Annotated in this window: 16 protein-coding genes; 7 read left to right on the top strand and 9 right to left on the bottom strand. The window is 32.5% G+C overall.

Going from position 1 to position 16184, the window contains the following annotated elements; translation table 11 throughout:
- The first annotated feature begins 64 nt into the window (after positions 1 to 64).
- Together WHA43_RS12545 and WHA43_RS12540 are read left to right on the top strand one after the other, a co-directional pair.
- On the top strand, positions 65 to 790 hold the full coding sequence (locus tag WHA43_RS12545) for a head GIN domain-containing protein (protein ID WP_226742831.1): 726 nt from the start codon (positions 65 to 67) through the stop codon (positions 788 to 790).
- 92 nt (positions 791 to 882) lie between these two features.
- Positions 883 to 1407: a nuclear transport factor 2 family protein gene (locus WHA43_RS12540; RefSeq protein WP_211290284.1), complete on the top strand. Its 525-nt coding sequence runs from the start codon at positions 883 to 885 to the stop codon at positions 1405 to 1407.
- Positions 1408 to 1483: 76 nt separating this feature from the next.
- On the opposite strand, the gene WHA43_RS12535 is transcribed toward WHA43_RS12540, so the two are convergent.
- Positions 1484 to 1891, bottom strand: coding sequence for a DUF2721 domain-containing protein (locus tag WHA43_RS12535; RefSeq protein WP_105045071.1), 408 nt, complete (start codon positions 1889 to 1891; stop codon positions 1484 to 1486).
- Positions 1892 to 1952: 61 nt separating this feature from the next.
- On the opposite strand from WHA43_RS12535, the gene WHA43_RS12530 reads away from it, so the two are divergent.
- The 4 genes from WHA43_RS12530 (at position 1953) to WHA43_RS12515 (ending at position 6122) form a co-directional block, all read left to right on the top strand.
- The gene (locus WHA43_RS12530) at positions 1953 to 2621 is read left to right on the top strand and encodes a M15 family metallopeptidase (RefSeq protein ID WP_170039471.1); all 669 of its coding nucleotides are present in this window, start codon (positions 1953 to 1955) and stop codon (positions 2619 to 2621) included.
- A 73-nt stretch (positions 2622 to 2694) separates the two neighbouring features.
- A complete protein-coding gene (locus WHA43_RS12525) occupies positions 2695 to 3366 on the top strand; it encodes a hypothetical protein (RefSeq protein WP_105045070.1) in 672 nt (223 codons plus the stop codon).
- A gap of 131 nt (positions 3367 to 3497) precedes the next feature.
- The gene (gene pdhA, locus WHA43_RS12520; RefSeq protein WP_105045069.1) at positions 3498 to 4487 is read left to right on the top strand and encodes a pyruvate dehydrogenase (acetyl-transferring) E1 component subunit alpha; all 990 of its coding nucleotides are present in this window, start codon (positions 3498 to 3500) and stop codon (positions 4485 to 4487) included.
- 3 nt (positions 4488 to 4490) lie between these two features.
- The gene (locus WHA43_RS12515) at positions 4491 to 6122 is read left to right on the top strand and encodes a pyruvate dehydrogenase complex dihydrolipoamide acetyltransferase (RefSeq protein WP_105045068.1); all 1632 of its coding nucleotides are present in this window, start codon (positions 4491 to 4493) and stop codon (positions 6120 to 6122) included.
- A 90-nt stretch (positions 6123 to 6212) separates the two neighbouring features.
- Here WHA43_RS12515 and WHA43_RS12510 read toward each other — a convergent pair whose 3' ends face one another.
- The gene (locus WHA43_RS12510; protein ID WP_105045067.1) at positions 6213 to 6896 is read right to left on the bottom strand and encodes an alpha/beta hydrolase-fold protein; all 684 of its coding nucleotides are present in this window, start codon (positions 6894 to 6896) and stop codon (positions 6213 to 6215) included.
- A 202-nt stretch (positions 6897 to 7098) separates the two neighbouring features.
- On the opposite strand from WHA43_RS12510, the gene WHA43_RS12505 reads away from it, so the two are divergent.
- Positions 7099 to 7797: a hypothetical protein gene (locus WHA43_RS12505; protein ID WP_105045066.1), complete on the top strand. Its 699-nt coding sequence runs from the start codon at positions 7099 to 7101 to the stop codon at positions 7795 to 7797.
- A 128-nt stretch (positions 7798 to 7925) separates the two neighbouring features.
- Here the strand turns inward: WHA43_RS12505 and WHA43_RS12500 are convergent, their stop codons facing one another.
- The 7 genes from WHA43_RS12500 to hemC all read right to left on the bottom strand — a co-directional run bounded on the left by WHA43_RS12500 (position 7926) and on the right by hemC (position 16182).
- Positions 7926 to 9242, bottom strand: coding sequence for a dihydrolipoamide acetyltransferase family protein (locus WHA43_RS12500; protein ID WP_105045065.1), 1317 nt, complete (start codon positions 9240 to 9242; stop codon positions 7926 to 7928).
- A gap of 181 nt (positions 9243 to 9423) precedes the next feature.
- Positions 9424 to 10326 (bottom strand): oxygen-dependent coproporphyrinogen oxidase, encoded by a 903-nt coding sequence (gene hemF / locus WHA43_RS12495; protein ID WP_105045064.1) that lies wholly within the window; start codon positions 10324 to 10326, stop codon positions 9424 to 9426.
- A complete protein-coding gene (locus tag WHA43_RS12490; protein ID WP_105045063.1) occupies positions 10316 to 11074 on the bottom strand; it encodes an EI24 domain-containing protein in 759 nt (252 codons plus the stop codon). Before WHA43_RS12490 ends, hemF begins: the two co-directional genes overlap by 11 nt.
- Before the next feature lie 75 nt (positions 11075 to 11149).
- Positions 11150 to 12196 (bottom strand): uroporphyrinogen decarboxylase, encoded by a 1047-nt coding sequence (hemE, locus tag WHA43_RS12485; protein ID WP_105045062.1) that lies wholly within the window; start codon positions 12194 to 12196, stop codon positions 11150 to 11152.
- 54 nt (positions 12197 to 12250) lie between these two features.
- Complete coding sequence (gene hemL, locus WHA43_RS12480) at positions 12251 to 13546, bottom strand: glutamate-1-semialdehyde 2,1-aminomutase (RefSeq protein WP_105045061.1); 1296 nt, start codon at positions 13544 to 13546, stop codon at positions 12251 to 12253.
- A 65-nt stretch (positions 13547 to 13611) separates the two neighbouring features.
- Entirely contained in the window at positions 13612 to 14574 is a 963-nt protein-coding gene (gene hemB, locus WHA43_RS12475) for a porphobilinogen synthase (protein ID WP_105045060.1), read from the bottom strand.
- 18 nt (positions 14575 to 14592) lie between these two features.
- The gene (gene hemC / locus WHA43_RS12470; RefSeq protein WP_105045059.1) at positions 14593 to 16182 is read right to left on the bottom strand and encodes a hydroxymethylbilane synthase; all 1590 of its coding nucleotides are present in this window, start codon (positions 16180 to 16182) and stop codon (positions 14593 to 14595) included.
- Between the last annotated feature and the right edge of the window lie 2 nt (positions 16183 to 16184).

Here is a 16184-nt window from a genome sequence, read left to right as displayed (position 1 = left end):
GTAATTTTTAAATAACAATCATCAATCAAAGACCTTTGAAACAACAAACATAAAATTCAAAATCATGAAACTAACAATTATCAAAACAGTATCAATTCTTTTCATTACCCTATTTTTTAGCTCTTGTGGTATAGAAATGTTTAATGGTATTCGTGGAAACAACAATGTAATTACAAAAGATAGATCATCAACAGCTGAATTCTCAAAAATAAAAGTCAGTAATGGTTTGGATGTAGAGATTTTTCAGGGCAATGAAAATAAAATCATTTTAGAGGCTGATGAAAATTTACACGATATTATTTTTACAGAAATTGAAAATGGTGTTTTGCGAATTTATTCTGAAAAAAGCATCTGGAAAGCTGCATCAAAAAAAGTATTCGTAACTGTGAAAAATCTAAACGAAATTAATGCCACAAGTGGTGCTTATCTTAAAAACGACAGCACATTTAAAGCTGATACTTTGCTAGTGATTGCAACAAGTGGCGCCAATATTAATTTTGCTGTAAAAGGAAATTCAATTACTACAGTTGCAACTAGTGGTGCTGATTTAAAAGTTTCAGGATATACAAATTATCACAATGCTACAGCAACAAGTGGCGCATCAATCAAAGCAACATCCTTAGAAAGTGCTGATGTAACTGCAACTGTTACAAGTGGAGCTGATATTGATGTCTTTGCATCAGAAAGTATCAACGCAACAGCTACAAGTGGTGGTGATATTGATTATTTTGGAAATCCAAAAAAATCAACCAATAAAACTACTTCTGGAGGAAGTGTTTCAAACAAATAATTGCCAATTAAAAAATTAATCAACCAAAAAAATCGTTTTCTTGGAATTATAAAAACTCCAAGAAAACGATAAATTCAACTCATTAATTATTCATGAACTCGTTTTTAGCTCCTTTCAAAGAATCAATATTGCTTAAAATAATCATTGCCATTTTTGCGTTTTTATATTCATTTATCATGAATGCACAAGTCGAAAAATCAACGGATTTATTTAAAATTCTAGCTGCAAAAGACAGCATTCTTTTTGAAAGAACTTTTAACAAATGTGAAATTGAAAAACTTGACCCAATTATTGCTGAAAATTTTGAGTTTTATCATGATGTTGTTGGTATTCAAAACAAGGCTGAGTTTGTAAATGCAGTAAAAAATAATATCTGTAAAAACCCAGGAAATATGAAAAGAAACCTAGTATTTGGCAGTTTAGAAGTATTTCCATTGCTGAATAATGTTGAAATTTATGGAGCCATTCAAACTGGCAAACACACGTTTCAAGAAAAACAACAAGGCAATTTTAAAACTGTAGGAATTGCCAATTTTACTCACGTTTGGATTTTAGAAAACAAGCAATGGAAACTAAAAAGAGTATTGAGCTACAACCATTTACCTTACACAGAATAGCATTTCATTATAAAAATTACTAATACTTGGTTTTATTAGTTTACTTGGTAAGTCGTCGTTTTGCAAAAAACGGCGCTTACTTTTTTGTGAGATATTCTTCAATATCAGCAATATGATGCTGCAAAGCTTGATTGGAAATATGGATTTCTTTAATCAACAAAGCCAAAGAAAGGATTAATAAAATCAATGCCAATCCAAAAATGTAGGCCGCAAAAATATCTTCATCTACATATATCAAAAACATCGTTAATACACATAATAACAAACTCGAAATTCCGAAAATTTGCATCCATTTTGTAAGTTGTAAACGCTTTTTTAAATTTTGAATTTGACGCAACAAGGAATCGTTTCTTTTTTCTAAATACTTATCATGCAAATTTCTAATCACTGCTGCGTAAGCCAAAAATCGATTTGTATATGCCAGCATAATCAATGAAATCGCAGAAAATAATAAAGCTGGCGTTGTTAGTGTAATTGTTTCCATGGTTCAAAATTAAACATAATTTCATCAAATAATCCGATGTTTTTTTATGTATTTTTGAATCATGAAAAAAATGATATTATTCCTATTTATTGGATGTTCTCTCGGAATTTCCGCCCAAAAAATGCACAAAGATTTTGTGTATTTGAAAGATATTGATGAAAGTATCCAAACAGAACTTCGTTATTTCTCGAATCAAAATTTTATTGGAAAACCGATTGATGGATATCAAAAAGATTGTGTAATTTTAACAAAACAAACTGCAGAAGCTTTGCAAAAAGTACAAGCAATCTTGAAAAAAGAAGGCTTAAGTTTAAAAGTTTTTGATGCTTACAGACCTCAACAAGCTGTCAATCATTTTGTAAGATGGGCAAAAGTGTTGAATGACACTTTGATGAAAAATGAATATTATCCAAAAGTACCAAAATCACAATTATTTCAATTGGGATTTATTGCTTCAAAATCAGGACATACCAGAGGAAGTACAGTTGATTTAACTTTGGTAAACATCAAATCAGGCAAAGAACTTGACATGGGAAGTGCTTATGATTTTTTCGGCGAAGAATCGCATCCTTTTTATAAAAAAATCACCAAAAAACAACAAGAAAATCGTTTGTTTTTGCGCAAAATCATGCTCGAAAATGGTTTCAGTCCTTATGATAATGAATGGTGGCATTTTACCCTAAAAAACGAACCATTTCCTGATACGTATTTCAATTTCCCAATTCAATAAAGTTTTAACAGTATTTAAACTTAGTCTTAAAAATTAGGCATTATTTTTGTGTTTCACTGAGAAACAAATCCTTATGAACTATTCACTTTTTAAATTTACATTTTTTTCACTCCTCTTTTTTGCTACATCAATTACATTTTCACAAGTTGATGGAAACAATGGAAATGAATCAGGTGAAAAGAAAAAAGTGGTCATTTTAAACAAGGCAAAAGAAGTTAAAAAGCCTGAAGTTATTGACTTAAATAGCGAAAACGGATTTAAAAAAGCTTTTGAAAAAGAACAAGAAAAGCTAAAAAAACAACAAGATGAAGACCTCAGCAAAAAAGGAATTTTAACACAAGCAAAATTGAATGAAGAACGGTTTTTAAAATCATTCAAAAAAATAAATGGTCAATACATCATCCCAAAAATCGACCAAGATTTAGGAAGTTTTAGAACTTCATCACAAAGTGTCAACATCATTTGCAGAGATTATCAATATCCTGATGGAGATAGAGTAACCATTTTTGTGAATGATATTCCAGTAATCTACAACATTACCTTACAAGAAAGTTGGCAAAAATTCAATATTCCATTAGAAGTTGGCATCAATAAAATTCAAATTTTAGCGTTGAATCAAGGAACTTCTGGACCAAACACCGCTGCTTTTAAAGTTTTTAATGATGCAGGCATGCTTATTTCTTCGAGCGAATGGAATTTAGCAACCGATGCAAAAGCAACATTAATCATTGCAAAAGACAAATAAAAAAGCAACGAAATCGTTTGCGGGAAAAATCCCAAAATCAAGTTTTTTTATTGTTTATAAAACCGCTATTTTTGTATTTCGATTTTAAAAATACTATTTTTTAATTTACACTATTTTCAACAATATCAAGAATGAAAAAAATCACCAAACAAACCTATTTAGATTGGTACAAAGACATGCTTTTTTGGCGCAAATTCGAAGATAAATTAGCTTCGGTTTACATCCAACAAAAAGTAAGAGGTTTCTTGCATTTATACAATGGTCAAGAAGCTATTTTAGCAGGTGCATTACATGCTATGGATTTGTCAAAAGATAAAATGATTACTGCTTACAGAAATCACGTTCAACCAATTGGAATGGGTGAAGATCCCAAAAAAGTAATGGCTGAATTGTATGGAAAAGCAACAGGAACATCTAAAGGAATGGGAGGTTCTATGCATATTTTTTCAAAAGAATTTGGTTTTTATGGTGGTCATGGAATTGTGGGTGGTCAAATTCCTTTAGGTGCAGGAATTGCTTTTGCAGATAAATACAAAGGTAGTGATGCTGTAACCTTAACTTGTTTTGGTGATGGTGCTGCAAGACAAGGTTCTCTACATGAGGCTTTTAACTTAGCAATGTTGTGGAAATTACCCGTAATTTTTATTTGTGAAAACAATGGTTATGCCATGGGAACTTCTGTAGAAAGAACTGCAAATCATGGTGATATTTGGAAACTTGGTTTAGGATATGAAATGCCTTGTGGACCTGTAGATGCCATGAACCCAATAAAAGTTGCTGAAGCTGTTGATGAAGCTATTCAAAGAGCAAGACGTGGTGATGGACCTACATTTTTAGAAATGAAAACCTACAGATATAGAGGACATTCTATGTCTGATGCACAACATTACAGAACAAAAGAGGAGGTTGAAGAATACAAAAAAATAGATCCAATTACACAAGTGTTGGATATCATCATTGAAAATAAATACGCAACTGACGATGAAATTGCTGCTATTGATAAGCAAGTAAAAGACATGGTTGCAGAATGTGAAAAGTTTGCTGAAGAATCTCCATATCCTGAAACACAACAAATGTATGATATGGTTTATGAGCAAGAAAATTATCCTTTTATAAGTTAAGATATGGCTACAGTTATAAATATGCCCAGATTGAGTGACACCATGGAAGAAGGTGTTGTTGCAAAATGGTTAAAAAAAGTGGGAGACAAAGTAGAGGAAGGTGAAATTTTGGCAGAAATTGAAACTGACAAAGCCACTATGGAATTTGAATCTTTTCACGAAGGAACCTTGTTACATATTGGTATTCAAGAAGGTGAAACTTCGCCCGTTGATAAATTATTAGCGATTATTGGTGAAGAAGGTGAAGACATTTCTGGACTTTTAAGTGGTGCTGCTGAAACTCCAAAAACAGAGGTAAAAGAAGTTTCAAACGAAACTCCAAAAAGCGAAACTCCTGTTGAAAAATCAGCTCCAAAAGCTGCTGTAATTCCTGATGGTGTTCAAGTAATTACCATGCCACGTTTAAGTGATACCATGACTGATGGAACTGTGGCAACTTGGTTGAAAAAAGTTGGTGAAGAAGTTTCTGAAGGCGATATTTTAGCTGAAATTGAAACTGACAAAGCTACTATGGAATTCGAATCTTTCTACGAAGGAACCTTATTACATGTAGGAATTCAAGAAGGAGAAACTGCTCCTGTTGATAGTTTATTGGCTATTATTGGCCCAAAAGGAACAGATGTTTCAGGAATTATTGCTGGAGATTTTACAGTTAGCAGTGAAACTGCAAGCGAAAAAACTCCTGAAAAATCAGTAGAAAAACCCGCTGAAGTTTCAAACGATGCAACTTCAACTGTTACCTCAACAACTTCAAACGGACGCATTTTTGCATCGCCTTTGGCAAAGAAAATTGCTTCCGATAAAGGTATCAATTTGTCAGATGTAAATGGTTCTGGAGAAAATGGACGAATTGTAAAAAAAGATATCGAAAACTTTACGCCTGCTACAAAAGTAGTAGAAGCTCCAAAAACTGAAAGCGCAAAATCAACTGTAACTTTTGTTGCTTCAGGTGAAGAAAAATCAGAAGAAGTTAAGAATTCTCAAATGCGAAAAGCAATTGCGAAATCATTAGGAAATTCTAAATTTACTTCTCCAGATTTCAGCTTAACTATTGAAGTTGATATGGATAATGCCATGAGTTCTAGAGCGCTTATCAATGCAATTCCTGATACCAAAGTTTCGTTCAATGATATGGTTGTAAAAGCATGTGCAATGGCGTTGCAAAAACATCCACAAGTAAATACTTCTTGGACAGAAAATAACACAATTTATCACAGTCATATTCATGTTGGTGTGGCAGTTGCTGTAGAAGATGGATTGCTAGTTCCTGTTATCAAACACACGAATCAATTGAGTTTAACTCAAATTGGAGCGGCTGTAAGAGAATTAGCTGGAAAAGCAAAAAATAAGAAAATTACGCCTGCAGAAATGCAAGGAAGTACGTTTACCGTTTCTAATTTAGGAATGTTCGGAATTGATAATTTTACATCAATCATCAATCAGCCAAATTCAGCAATTTTATCAGTTGGTGCTATTGTTGAAAAACCTGTGGTTAAAAAGGGACAAATTATGGTTGGAAATACTATGAAATTGACATTAACTTGCGATCACAGAACTGTTGATGGTGCTGTTGGTGCTCAGTTTTTACAAACATTAAAAACATTTATCGAAAATCCAGTAACGATGTTAGCATAGTTTTTTGGATGCGTAAAACTAAAAAAGCTCGATTTGAAAATTCAAATCGAGTTTTTTTTATAGAATTACTTTTAAAAAAACAGCTTAGAATTAGTTTCTTTTTTGTTGAAAAAGCCAATCATACATGGCATCTTGATGAAAAAGACGCTCAACACTTCCATGATTTCCTCCATTGATGACAGAAAAAATAAGTTTCCCATTATCATCACATTTTTTGATGGCATCTACTACAATTTTTGATTCAGAAATTGGCACAATAAAATCATTATCTCCATGTTGAATCCAAAGTGGAATGGTGCTTAATGTACACGCATCTTTTACATATCCACCACCACAAATAGCAACAGCTGCTGTGATTTTGTCTGCGTATTTTCCAGCAAAATGAAGCGTTCCATAACCACCTAAACTCATTCCACAAACATAAATACGAGTAGTATCAGTATTGTAATTTTTTTGAACAAATTCTAAAATTTCCAACACTTTATCAGGATTCCAACTTCCTTTTGCCAACTGAGGAGCCACCACAATTGCAGAAATTTCTCTGCCTCTTTCCATGGCTCTGAGCACGCCATATCTTTTTACACGATTCAAATCTGTACCAGAAAGACTTCTTCCATGCAGAAATATCAAAATGGGTTGTTTCTCTGTTTTTTCAGCTTCTGGAACGTGAATCCAAAAAGGGTAGGTTGTTTTGTCAGTAATCGTTTTCAATTGCGAAAACCCAACAAAAAAAGTAAACAAAAAGAAAAATGTAGTGATATGGTTTAATTTCATTTGCTGGAAATGGATTTTAAAAAATTGGCTGTGAAAGTACAAAAAAGCGACTTGAGTTGGAGATTGTATTGCAAAAAATAAAAGGGTGTTTTTCCTGTTGGTTTTTTGGGTGAAATGAACGAACTTCGCTAATGACTGATTTAAGTTATTGAAATCAGGTTATATTATTTTAAGTTGAATAAAATTTTTAAAAATTAAAATAATGGAATTATCAAAATATAGTTATTTATTAGCGTATATTGATTCGTCTGAAAATATTTTTGGTAACGCTACTGGCTTTTTAATTAAGAATAACAATTTAGCATATTTATGTTCTAATGTTCACGTTTTATTTGGAATTTCAGTAGATGATTTGACTGTCTATAAAGATTTAATTGGTTATGGTAACTATAAAATCTCTTTAAGATACAGAGATAAAAGTGGAACATATCATCTTTTTGATACTGAAATAGATAAAAAAAGAAATTTTTATAAAGAATTTCTTTTTCCTAAAATGCTTGACTTATTTATTTATCCTTTACCTGAATTACCAAAAAATGGAGAATTTAACTATATAAATGAGGATTTTGAAATTGAAAGTTCTGAAGAAAATAAAAAAATTGTTGCATTAGGTTATCCATTTTTAGATTGGCTAAATGAAAAAAACATTCTAAAAAGAATTTGCAGAACAAAATCAGGTTCTACAATTGGAAATTTGACAGAAAATGGAAGGCGAATTAACACATCTTTGTATGTTGAATCAGGAATGTCTGGATGTCCAATTTTTTCTTTATCTGAAAATAATGGACAAACTATTTATAAGTTTATAGGAATTGGAGATGGATTTGACCCAAAGACTAATCATTCTTTTATAACTCGTTTTTATGGTTCTGAGCCAAACAGGAAAATATTTACTGAATAAAATATTTTTTTAATATAGTGGTTAAAGTTCAATATCTGAAAATTATTAGGTATTTTCAACACAAACAATATCAAAAAAAAACGCTTGGAAATTCCAAGCGTTTTATCATTTTATAAAAATAGTATCTTTTAAAAATCCTGATTCAAATCCCAAGATTCCAGAATATCTTTTAAGGTACTGATAAACATCCCACCAAGTGCACCATTTACCACTCTGTGATCATACGAATGTGACACAAACATTTTTTGTCTGATTCCGATAAAATCACCCTCAGTAGTTTCAATCACAGCAGGCACTTTTCTGATAGCTCCCAAAGCCAAAATTGCCACTTGTGGTTGATTGATAATAGGTGTTCCCATCACAGAACCAAAACTACCAACATTGGTAACAGTGTACGTTCCATTTTGAATTTCATCTGGTTTTAGTTGATTGATTCTTGCTCTGTTTGCCAAATCATTTACTTGTTTTGTCATACCCACCAAATTCAATTGATCTGCATTTTTAATTACAGGAACAATGAGATTCCCATCTGGTAAGGCAGCAGCCATTCCTAAATTGATATTTTTTCGTTTGATGATTTTATCACCATCAACTGTAATATTAATCATTGGATATTTTTTGATGGTTGATGCTACAGCTTGCATCAAAATCGGTGTAAAAGTCAACTTCTCTCCCTCTCTTTTAAAGAAAGCATCTTTCACTTTATCACGCCATTTTACAATATTGGTAACATCAATTTCAATAAACGATTGCACATGAGCCGAAGTTTGCACAGAATCTACCATGTGTTTGGCAATCAATTTGCCCATTCTAGACATTTCGATAATTTCGTCACCACCATTTACAGAAACTGGAACTTTTGGTTGTTCTTTTGGCGTGCTTTCTACAACTTTTTTCGGAGTTTCGACTTCTTTATTAGTTGTTTTAGGAGCAGATTTTTTATTGGCTACAAACTGTAAAATATCTTCTTTGGTAACTCTGCCTTCTTTTCCTGAACCTTCAATATTTTCCAAATCTTCCATAGAAATACATTCTGTTTGTGCGATATTTCTCACTAAAGGCGAATAGAATTTTCCAGAATCAGAAGTTTTTAAAATAGGAGTTGCCACAATTTCAGCAGCTTTTTCAATTGTTTTTTCAACTTCTTGAACCTCTTTTGGTTCTTCAACAACGGTTTTTGCAACAGTTGTTGGATTTACATCAGCACTTGTTTCAATAATAGCAATGGTTTCGCCAACTTGAACTATAGCATCTTTTTCAAATAAAATTTCGATTAAAGTTCCTGAAACTTCACTTGGGACCTCAGAATCTACTTTGTCAGTTGCAATTTCTACAACAGCCTCATCCATTTCAATAGTGTCGCCAACTTCTTTTAACCAAGAAGTGATGGTTGCTTCAGCAACACTTTCGCCCATTTTCGGTAACTTAACTTCAAATCTTGCCATGTAATTCTGATTTTTCTAATTGCAAAAATACAAAAAAAGGGATGACATTTTTTGAAAAAAGAATTGAAAATTGAAAGATTTTTCGAAATAAAATTATCGTATTAACAATTTATTATGGTTTTACACATAAAAAGTTATCAAATAAACAATGAAAATCCCGTTTTGTAAAAAAATAAAAAAACTAAATCCAATTCTTTGGATTTTTTAGAACGCTGATAAGTTTTGCTTCTTCTGAATTTTCTACAGGATGAACATCATATTTCCATTGCACTTTTGGTGGCAAACTCATCAAAATACTTTCAATTCGTCCGTTTGTTTTTAATCCGAAAAGTGTGCCTTTATCATGTACCAAATTGAATTCTACATAACGACCTCTTCTGATTTCTTGCCAATCTTTTTGCTGTTGATTGTAGGTGAAATTTCTTCTCTTTTCAACAATCGGAACATAACTTTCTAAAAAGTTATTGCCTATTTCTGTGACAAAATCGAATCTATTTTCTAATGAAAATTGGTCTGTTTCTTTTAAATAATCAAAAAATAATCCGCCAATTCCACGTGCTTCATTTCTGTGAGCATTCCAAAAATAATCATCACATTGTTTTTTAAATTTTGGATAAAAATCAGCATGATGTTTGTCGCAAGCAATTTTACAAACCTGATGAAAATGAGTAGCATCTTCGTCAAATAAATAATAAGGCGTTAAATCTTGTCCACCTCCAAACCATTGTGTAACTATCTCACCTTGAGAATTATACATTTCAAAATAACGCCAGTTTGCATGAACTGTAGGAACAAATGGATTTGTTGGATGCAACACCAAACTCAAACCACAGGCAAAAAAATTGCCTTCTTTTACTCCAAATTGATTTCGTAAAACTTCAGGCAATTCTCCATGAACAGCAGAAATATTTACTCCGCCTTTTTCAAAAATAGCTCCATTTTCAATCACTCTTGTTTTGCCTCCTCCACCTTCTTCACGTTGCCAAATATCTTCTTTGAATTTGGCTTTTCCATCGATTTTTTCTAAAGTAGAAGTGATGGAATTTTGTAAATTTTCGATGTAATTGTAGAATTTATTTTTCATAAACAAGCTCGTGTTTGTCATGCAACAATTTGATGGTATTTACAGTGGCAGCTGTTACTGATAATGGCAACACTAAAATAATTCCAACAACAGGAATTAATAAAAACAACATAAAAACAATGCCATTTCCAATGGCAAAACCTTTGTTTCTTTTTACGAAACTGATGCTTTCTTTATACGTTAAATGACGCTCTAAGGTATAATCCATATTGCCAAAACCAGCATAATATGCTTGAACTAACAGCAATAAAATGGTGGAAAAAATATTAATTATTGGAATAAATTTCAATAACAAAATAGGAATACTTATCAATAATTCTCTCAATAAATTTCGGATATTGATGCTGATTCCTCTCCATAATTGACTTAAAAAAGAAGTTTTTCTATGTAAATGAGAAACATCTCCATAAAAATGTGCTTCAATTTTTTCGGAAACTGGACTCATAAATGGCGCAGAAAATGCCATGATGATGTGTTTGTAAAGAATAAATCCTAAAAAAATGATAATGATTGCGCCCACAAAATTACTGATGGCTGTAAATCCTTCTTTTCCCCAATCCCAAATCCAAGCTTTTGATATAAAACTACCAATATTATCAGACAAAACATAGGCTTCAATTCCGATAAAAATAGCAGTTAAAATACTGATCAAAACAGGAATCACAAAATATTTCCAAAGTTTCAATTTTGAAATTAATGCAAAAGCTCCTCCATAAGCTTTGATTCCAAGAACGATATTTTTAATCATAATCCTATCCTTAATCCTTTCCAAAGGAAAGGAAATTCTTATGTTTTAAATTTACATTTTTTCCTTTTATCAGGATTAAAATGCGCTTTTATATTCCTTTACAGCATCAACAAAAGCTTTCGCATTTTCGAGTGGAATGTTGGGTAAAATTCCATGACCTAAATTCACAATATATTTGTCTTTTCCGAATTCATTGATCATTTGATGTACCATTTTTTTGATTTCAGCAGGTGGAGATAACAATCTTGCAGGATCAAAATTCCCTTGCAACGTGATATTTCCTCCTGATAAGTAACGTGCATTTCGTGCTGAACATGTCCAATCTACACCCAAAGCTGAAGCTCCAGATCTTGCCATAGTATGCAATGCAAACCAGCAACCTTTTCCGAAAGCAATTACTGGAATATTATCTTTTAAAGCATCAATAATTTGTTGAATGTATTGCCAAGAAAACGTTTCGTAATCTGTTGGTGATAACATACCTCCCCAAGAATCAAAAATTTGAACTGCATCAACTCCAGCTGCAACTTTTGCTTTTAAATAAGCAATAGTTGTATCTGTAATTTTTTGTAATAATGCATGTGCCACAACAGGATTTGTAAAACACAATTCTTTGGCTTTGTCAAAGGTTTTTGAACCTTGACCTTGCACACAATAACATAAAATTGTCCATGGTGAACCTGCAAAACCAATCAACGGAATTTCGTTGTTGAGTTTTTCTTTGGTCATTTTTATAGCTTCCATAACGTAACCCAATTCTTGGTTTACATCAGGAATAATAACGCTGTCTAAATCTTTTTGATTTCGAATTGGATTGGGCAAATAAGGTCCGAAATTAGATTTCATTTGCACTTCAATATTCATGGCTTGTGGCACCACCAAAATATCTGAAAATAAAATGGCAGCATCCATACCAAACCTACGAATGGGTTGCACTGTAATTTCTGATGCTAATTCGGGAGTTTGGCAGCGTGTAAAGAAATCATATTCTTCTTTAATCGCCATAAATTCGGGCAAATAACGTCCTGCTTGACGCATCATCCAAACTGGAGGTCTTTGAACAGTTTCGCCTTTTAAGGCTCTTAGAAATAAGTCGTTTTTAATATGATTGCTATTAGCCATTAGTTGTTAGCTTTTAGTTTAGTGATAAGTTTATTAATCATTTCTGATTTATATTTAATTTTCCATTTGAGAAACAGCTAACATCGATTTATCAACAGCATTCGCAAATATTTTAATATCTTTTTCTGAAATTGCCGATGATAAAAACCAAGCTTCAAATTGAGAAGGAGGTAAAAAGACTCCGTTTTTAATCATTTCCCAAAAGAAAACTGCAAACTTTTTGGTATCTGAAGTTTGTGCATCTTTAAAATTGGTTACTTGATTTTTTGTGAAAAAAGGATTCATCATAGAACCAAATCTGTTTACTACCAAATCTACATTGTATTTTTTGGCAGTTTCTAACAAGATTACCTCTAAAATTGCGCCAATTTCATCAAACTTTTGATACGGATTTTGTCTTTTCAATTCGGTTAATGTTGAAATTCCTCCCGCCATTGCAATTGGATTTCCACTCAAAGTTCCTGCTTGATACATGCCACCTAAAGGTGCTACTTTTTCCATGATTTTATTTCTTGCTCCATAAGCGCCTACTGGAAATCCACCTCCAATTACTTTTCCTAAACAAGTAATATCTGCTTCAACTCCCAATAATTCTTGAGCGCCACCAAATTTCGAACGAAATCCTGTCATTACCTCATCAGCAATTAACAAAGCTCCTTTGCTTGTTAAAAAATCTTTCAATTCTTTTAAAAAATTATCTTGTGGAATTGCAACTCCCATATTTCCACAAATAGGCTCAATAATTACGGCTGCAATATCATCATGATTTTCAAAATGTGCTTTTACACTTTCTAAATTATTGTATTCTGCAATCAAGGTATTTTTCACTGCACCTTCTGGAACGCCCAAACTTCCAGGTAAACTCAACGTTGCTAAACCAGAACCAGCTGCAACCAACAAAGCATCTTGATGTCCATGATAACATCCAGAAAATTTTATGATTTTATCTTTTCCTGTAAATGCTCTTGCCAAACGAATGCCACTCAACACAGCTTCTGTTCCCGAATTTACAAAACGAACTTTGTCCATCCCAGGAAAAGCATCACATACAATTTTTGCTAATTTGATTTCATTTTCAGTTGATGCTCCAAAAGAATAGCCATTTTTTAATGCCTTGTGAACTGCTTTTTGGACTTTTTTATGACGATGTCCAATAACCATTGGACCATAAGACAATACCAAATCTAGATATTCATTTCCATCAACATCAATGATTTTGGAACCTTTTGCTTTTTTGATAAACAACGGATTTCCACCAACAGAAGCAAATGCTCTTACAGGAGAATTTACAGCTCCAACAAGATTTACCAATCCTTTTTCGTATAGTTTTTGCGATTTTGAGAATTTCATTTTTTTTAGCTTTTGGTTTTTTGCTGATAGCCATTAGCAAATTACTAATACCTAAAAACCGAATATTATTTATTTAAAACCTTTGCTGCTTCTTTTGCAAAATAGGTGATGATAATGTCTGCTCCAGCTCTTTTCATGGATAACAAACTTTCCATCATGACTTTTTCACCATCTATCCAACCTTTTTCAGCAGCAGCTTTGATCATGGCATATTCACCACTTACATTATAACAAGCAATGGGTCTGTCAAAATTATTTTTCAAATCGCGAATGATATCTAAATAAGACAAAGCTGGTTTTACCATCAAAATATCTGCGCCTTCTTCATCATCAAAAGTGGCTTTTCGTAAACCTTCTTCTCTATTTGCAGGATCCATTTGATAAGTTTTTCTGTCACCAAAAGTAGGTGCAGAATCTGCTGCATCTCTAAAAGGTCCGTAAAAAGCTGAAGCATATTTTACAGAATATGCCATAATTGGCAAATCAGCAAAACCTGAATTATCTAAAGATTGACGAATCATATCAATAGTTCCATCCATCATTCCAGAAGGAGCAACCATGTCAACGCCCGCTTTTGCATGCGAAATAACTTGCTTGGCAATATTTACCAAAGTTGCATCATTATCAACATCATTTTCGTGAATGATTCCACAATGTCCGTGAGAAGTATATTCACAAAAACAAACGTCTGTAATTACATATAAATTAGGATAATTTTGCTTGATAAAACGGATCGCTTTTTGCATAATTCCGTTTTCGTTCCATGTTTCTGTGCCTTCATCATCTTTGGTTGATGGAATTCCGAATAACAACACAGCAGGAATTTTTAAAGCAACAACTTCATCCAATTCTATAGCAATTCTATCCAAAGAAAAACGTTTTATTCCTGGCATTGAAACGATTTCTGTTTCGATATTGGTGCCTTCTTCAATAAAAAGTGGATAAATAAAATCGTTCACAGAAAGTGATGTTTCTCTAACCAACTTTCTGATAGCATCCGTTTTTCTGAGTCTTCTGGTTCTAAACACTATAATTAGTTTAAAAATTTAAGTTGTAATAAAATGGTTTTTAACTAATGTTAGCAAACTTTCAACGTCTGGTGAGTTGGCTACTTGCACATTTTTAAAATATTTTTTTGCCACATCTGCAGTAGATTCTCCAATGCAAAAAGCAACTTTATCTGGATCATTTTTTTTCAAATAACTTTCAATTCCTGATGGACTATAAAACAACACTCCTGAAACATCATCTGCAATTTTCAAAGGACTTAACATGGTTTTATACGCCTCAATTTCAGTTAATTGAATGTTTTTTTGATGCAAATAAGCAGGTAAAATCTCCATTCTGATGTCACTACAAAAATAAGTTACTTCTTTGTTTTTTAGATTTTTAACTAAATACTCAGCCAATTGCTTTGCATTTTTTGCAACGAAAGTTACTTGTCCTATAGATGTTTCTATCATTTTTTTTGTTCTTCGACCAACACAATAAATATTTTTGAAATTGATTTCACTTTTGGTAAATGAATTTAAAATAGATTCAACGCCATTTTGACTAGTAATAACGACATTTTCGATTTCTTCTTTCATCACTTTTGGAGCAATTCTATTGAAACGAATTTTGATAAAATCGCTATCTTGAATTTCAATAGTTCTTGGAAGTAATTTTTTTTGAGCTTCTGAAAGTTTTTTGGTAGAATAGACAATTTTCTTAGTGATGGTAACTTCTTGGTCTTCCATCATCAATTCTTTACCTCCTTTATTGATAATAAAATCTGCGCAATCTTTTGCCAAATATCTGTGGCGTCCTAAAGGATTTGTTTTGGTAACAGTGATTTTTTTAGAACCGTCCTTTTTTAACAAAATTCCCTTAAAATTTATTTCTTGGGTTTTTTGATCAACATATGCTAACGCTCCAATTGGAGCTGTACAACCACCTTCTAAAAGATGTAAAAATTCACGTTCAATTCCTACACAAACTTGGGTTTCATAATCATTCAATTTTGAACAAGCTTCTTTGACAAAAGAATCACTTTCTAAACAAGAAACCATAATTGCACCTTGTGCAGGCGCGGGAATCATCCATCCCAAATTGATTGCTCCAGCAGGTCTTTTACCCAATCTTTCCAATCCTGCTGCTGCAAAAACAGCTCCATCCCAATCGTTATTTTCTAATTTTTCTAATCTTGAATTTACATTTCCACGCAAATCAACGACTTTGTGAGTTGGATAACGATTGAGCCATTGTGCTTTTCTTCGCAAACTTCCTGTAGCAATTGTTCCTTCTGGCTGACCAAAAAATTCTTCTGTTCCTTTTAAAACGAGAATATCATTGTAATTTGCTCTTTTTAAAACAGCAGCTTGTACAATTCCTTGTGGCAAAACTGTTGGCACATCTTTCATAGAATGAACTGCAATATCAATTCGTTTTTCTAGTAAAGCAATGTCTAAATTTTTGGTAAAAATTCCTGTAATTCCTAATTCATACAAAGGTTTGTCTAAAACAATATCTCCAGTAGATTTTATAGGAACTATCTCTGTTTCAAAGCCTAAAGCCTCTAACTCTTTTCGCACTTTATGAGCTTGCCAAAGTGCTAATTGGCTGTCACGAGTTCCTATTTTTATAATTTTTTGCATGA

Source organism: Polaribacter gangjinensis (genome assembly GCF_038024125.1).
Taxonomy (GTDB): domain Bacteria; phylum Bacteroidota; class Bacteroidia; order Flavobacteriales; family Flavobacteriaceae; genus Polaribacter; species Polaribacter gangjinensis.
This window is presented reverse-complemented; position numbering and strand designations above follow the sequence as displayed.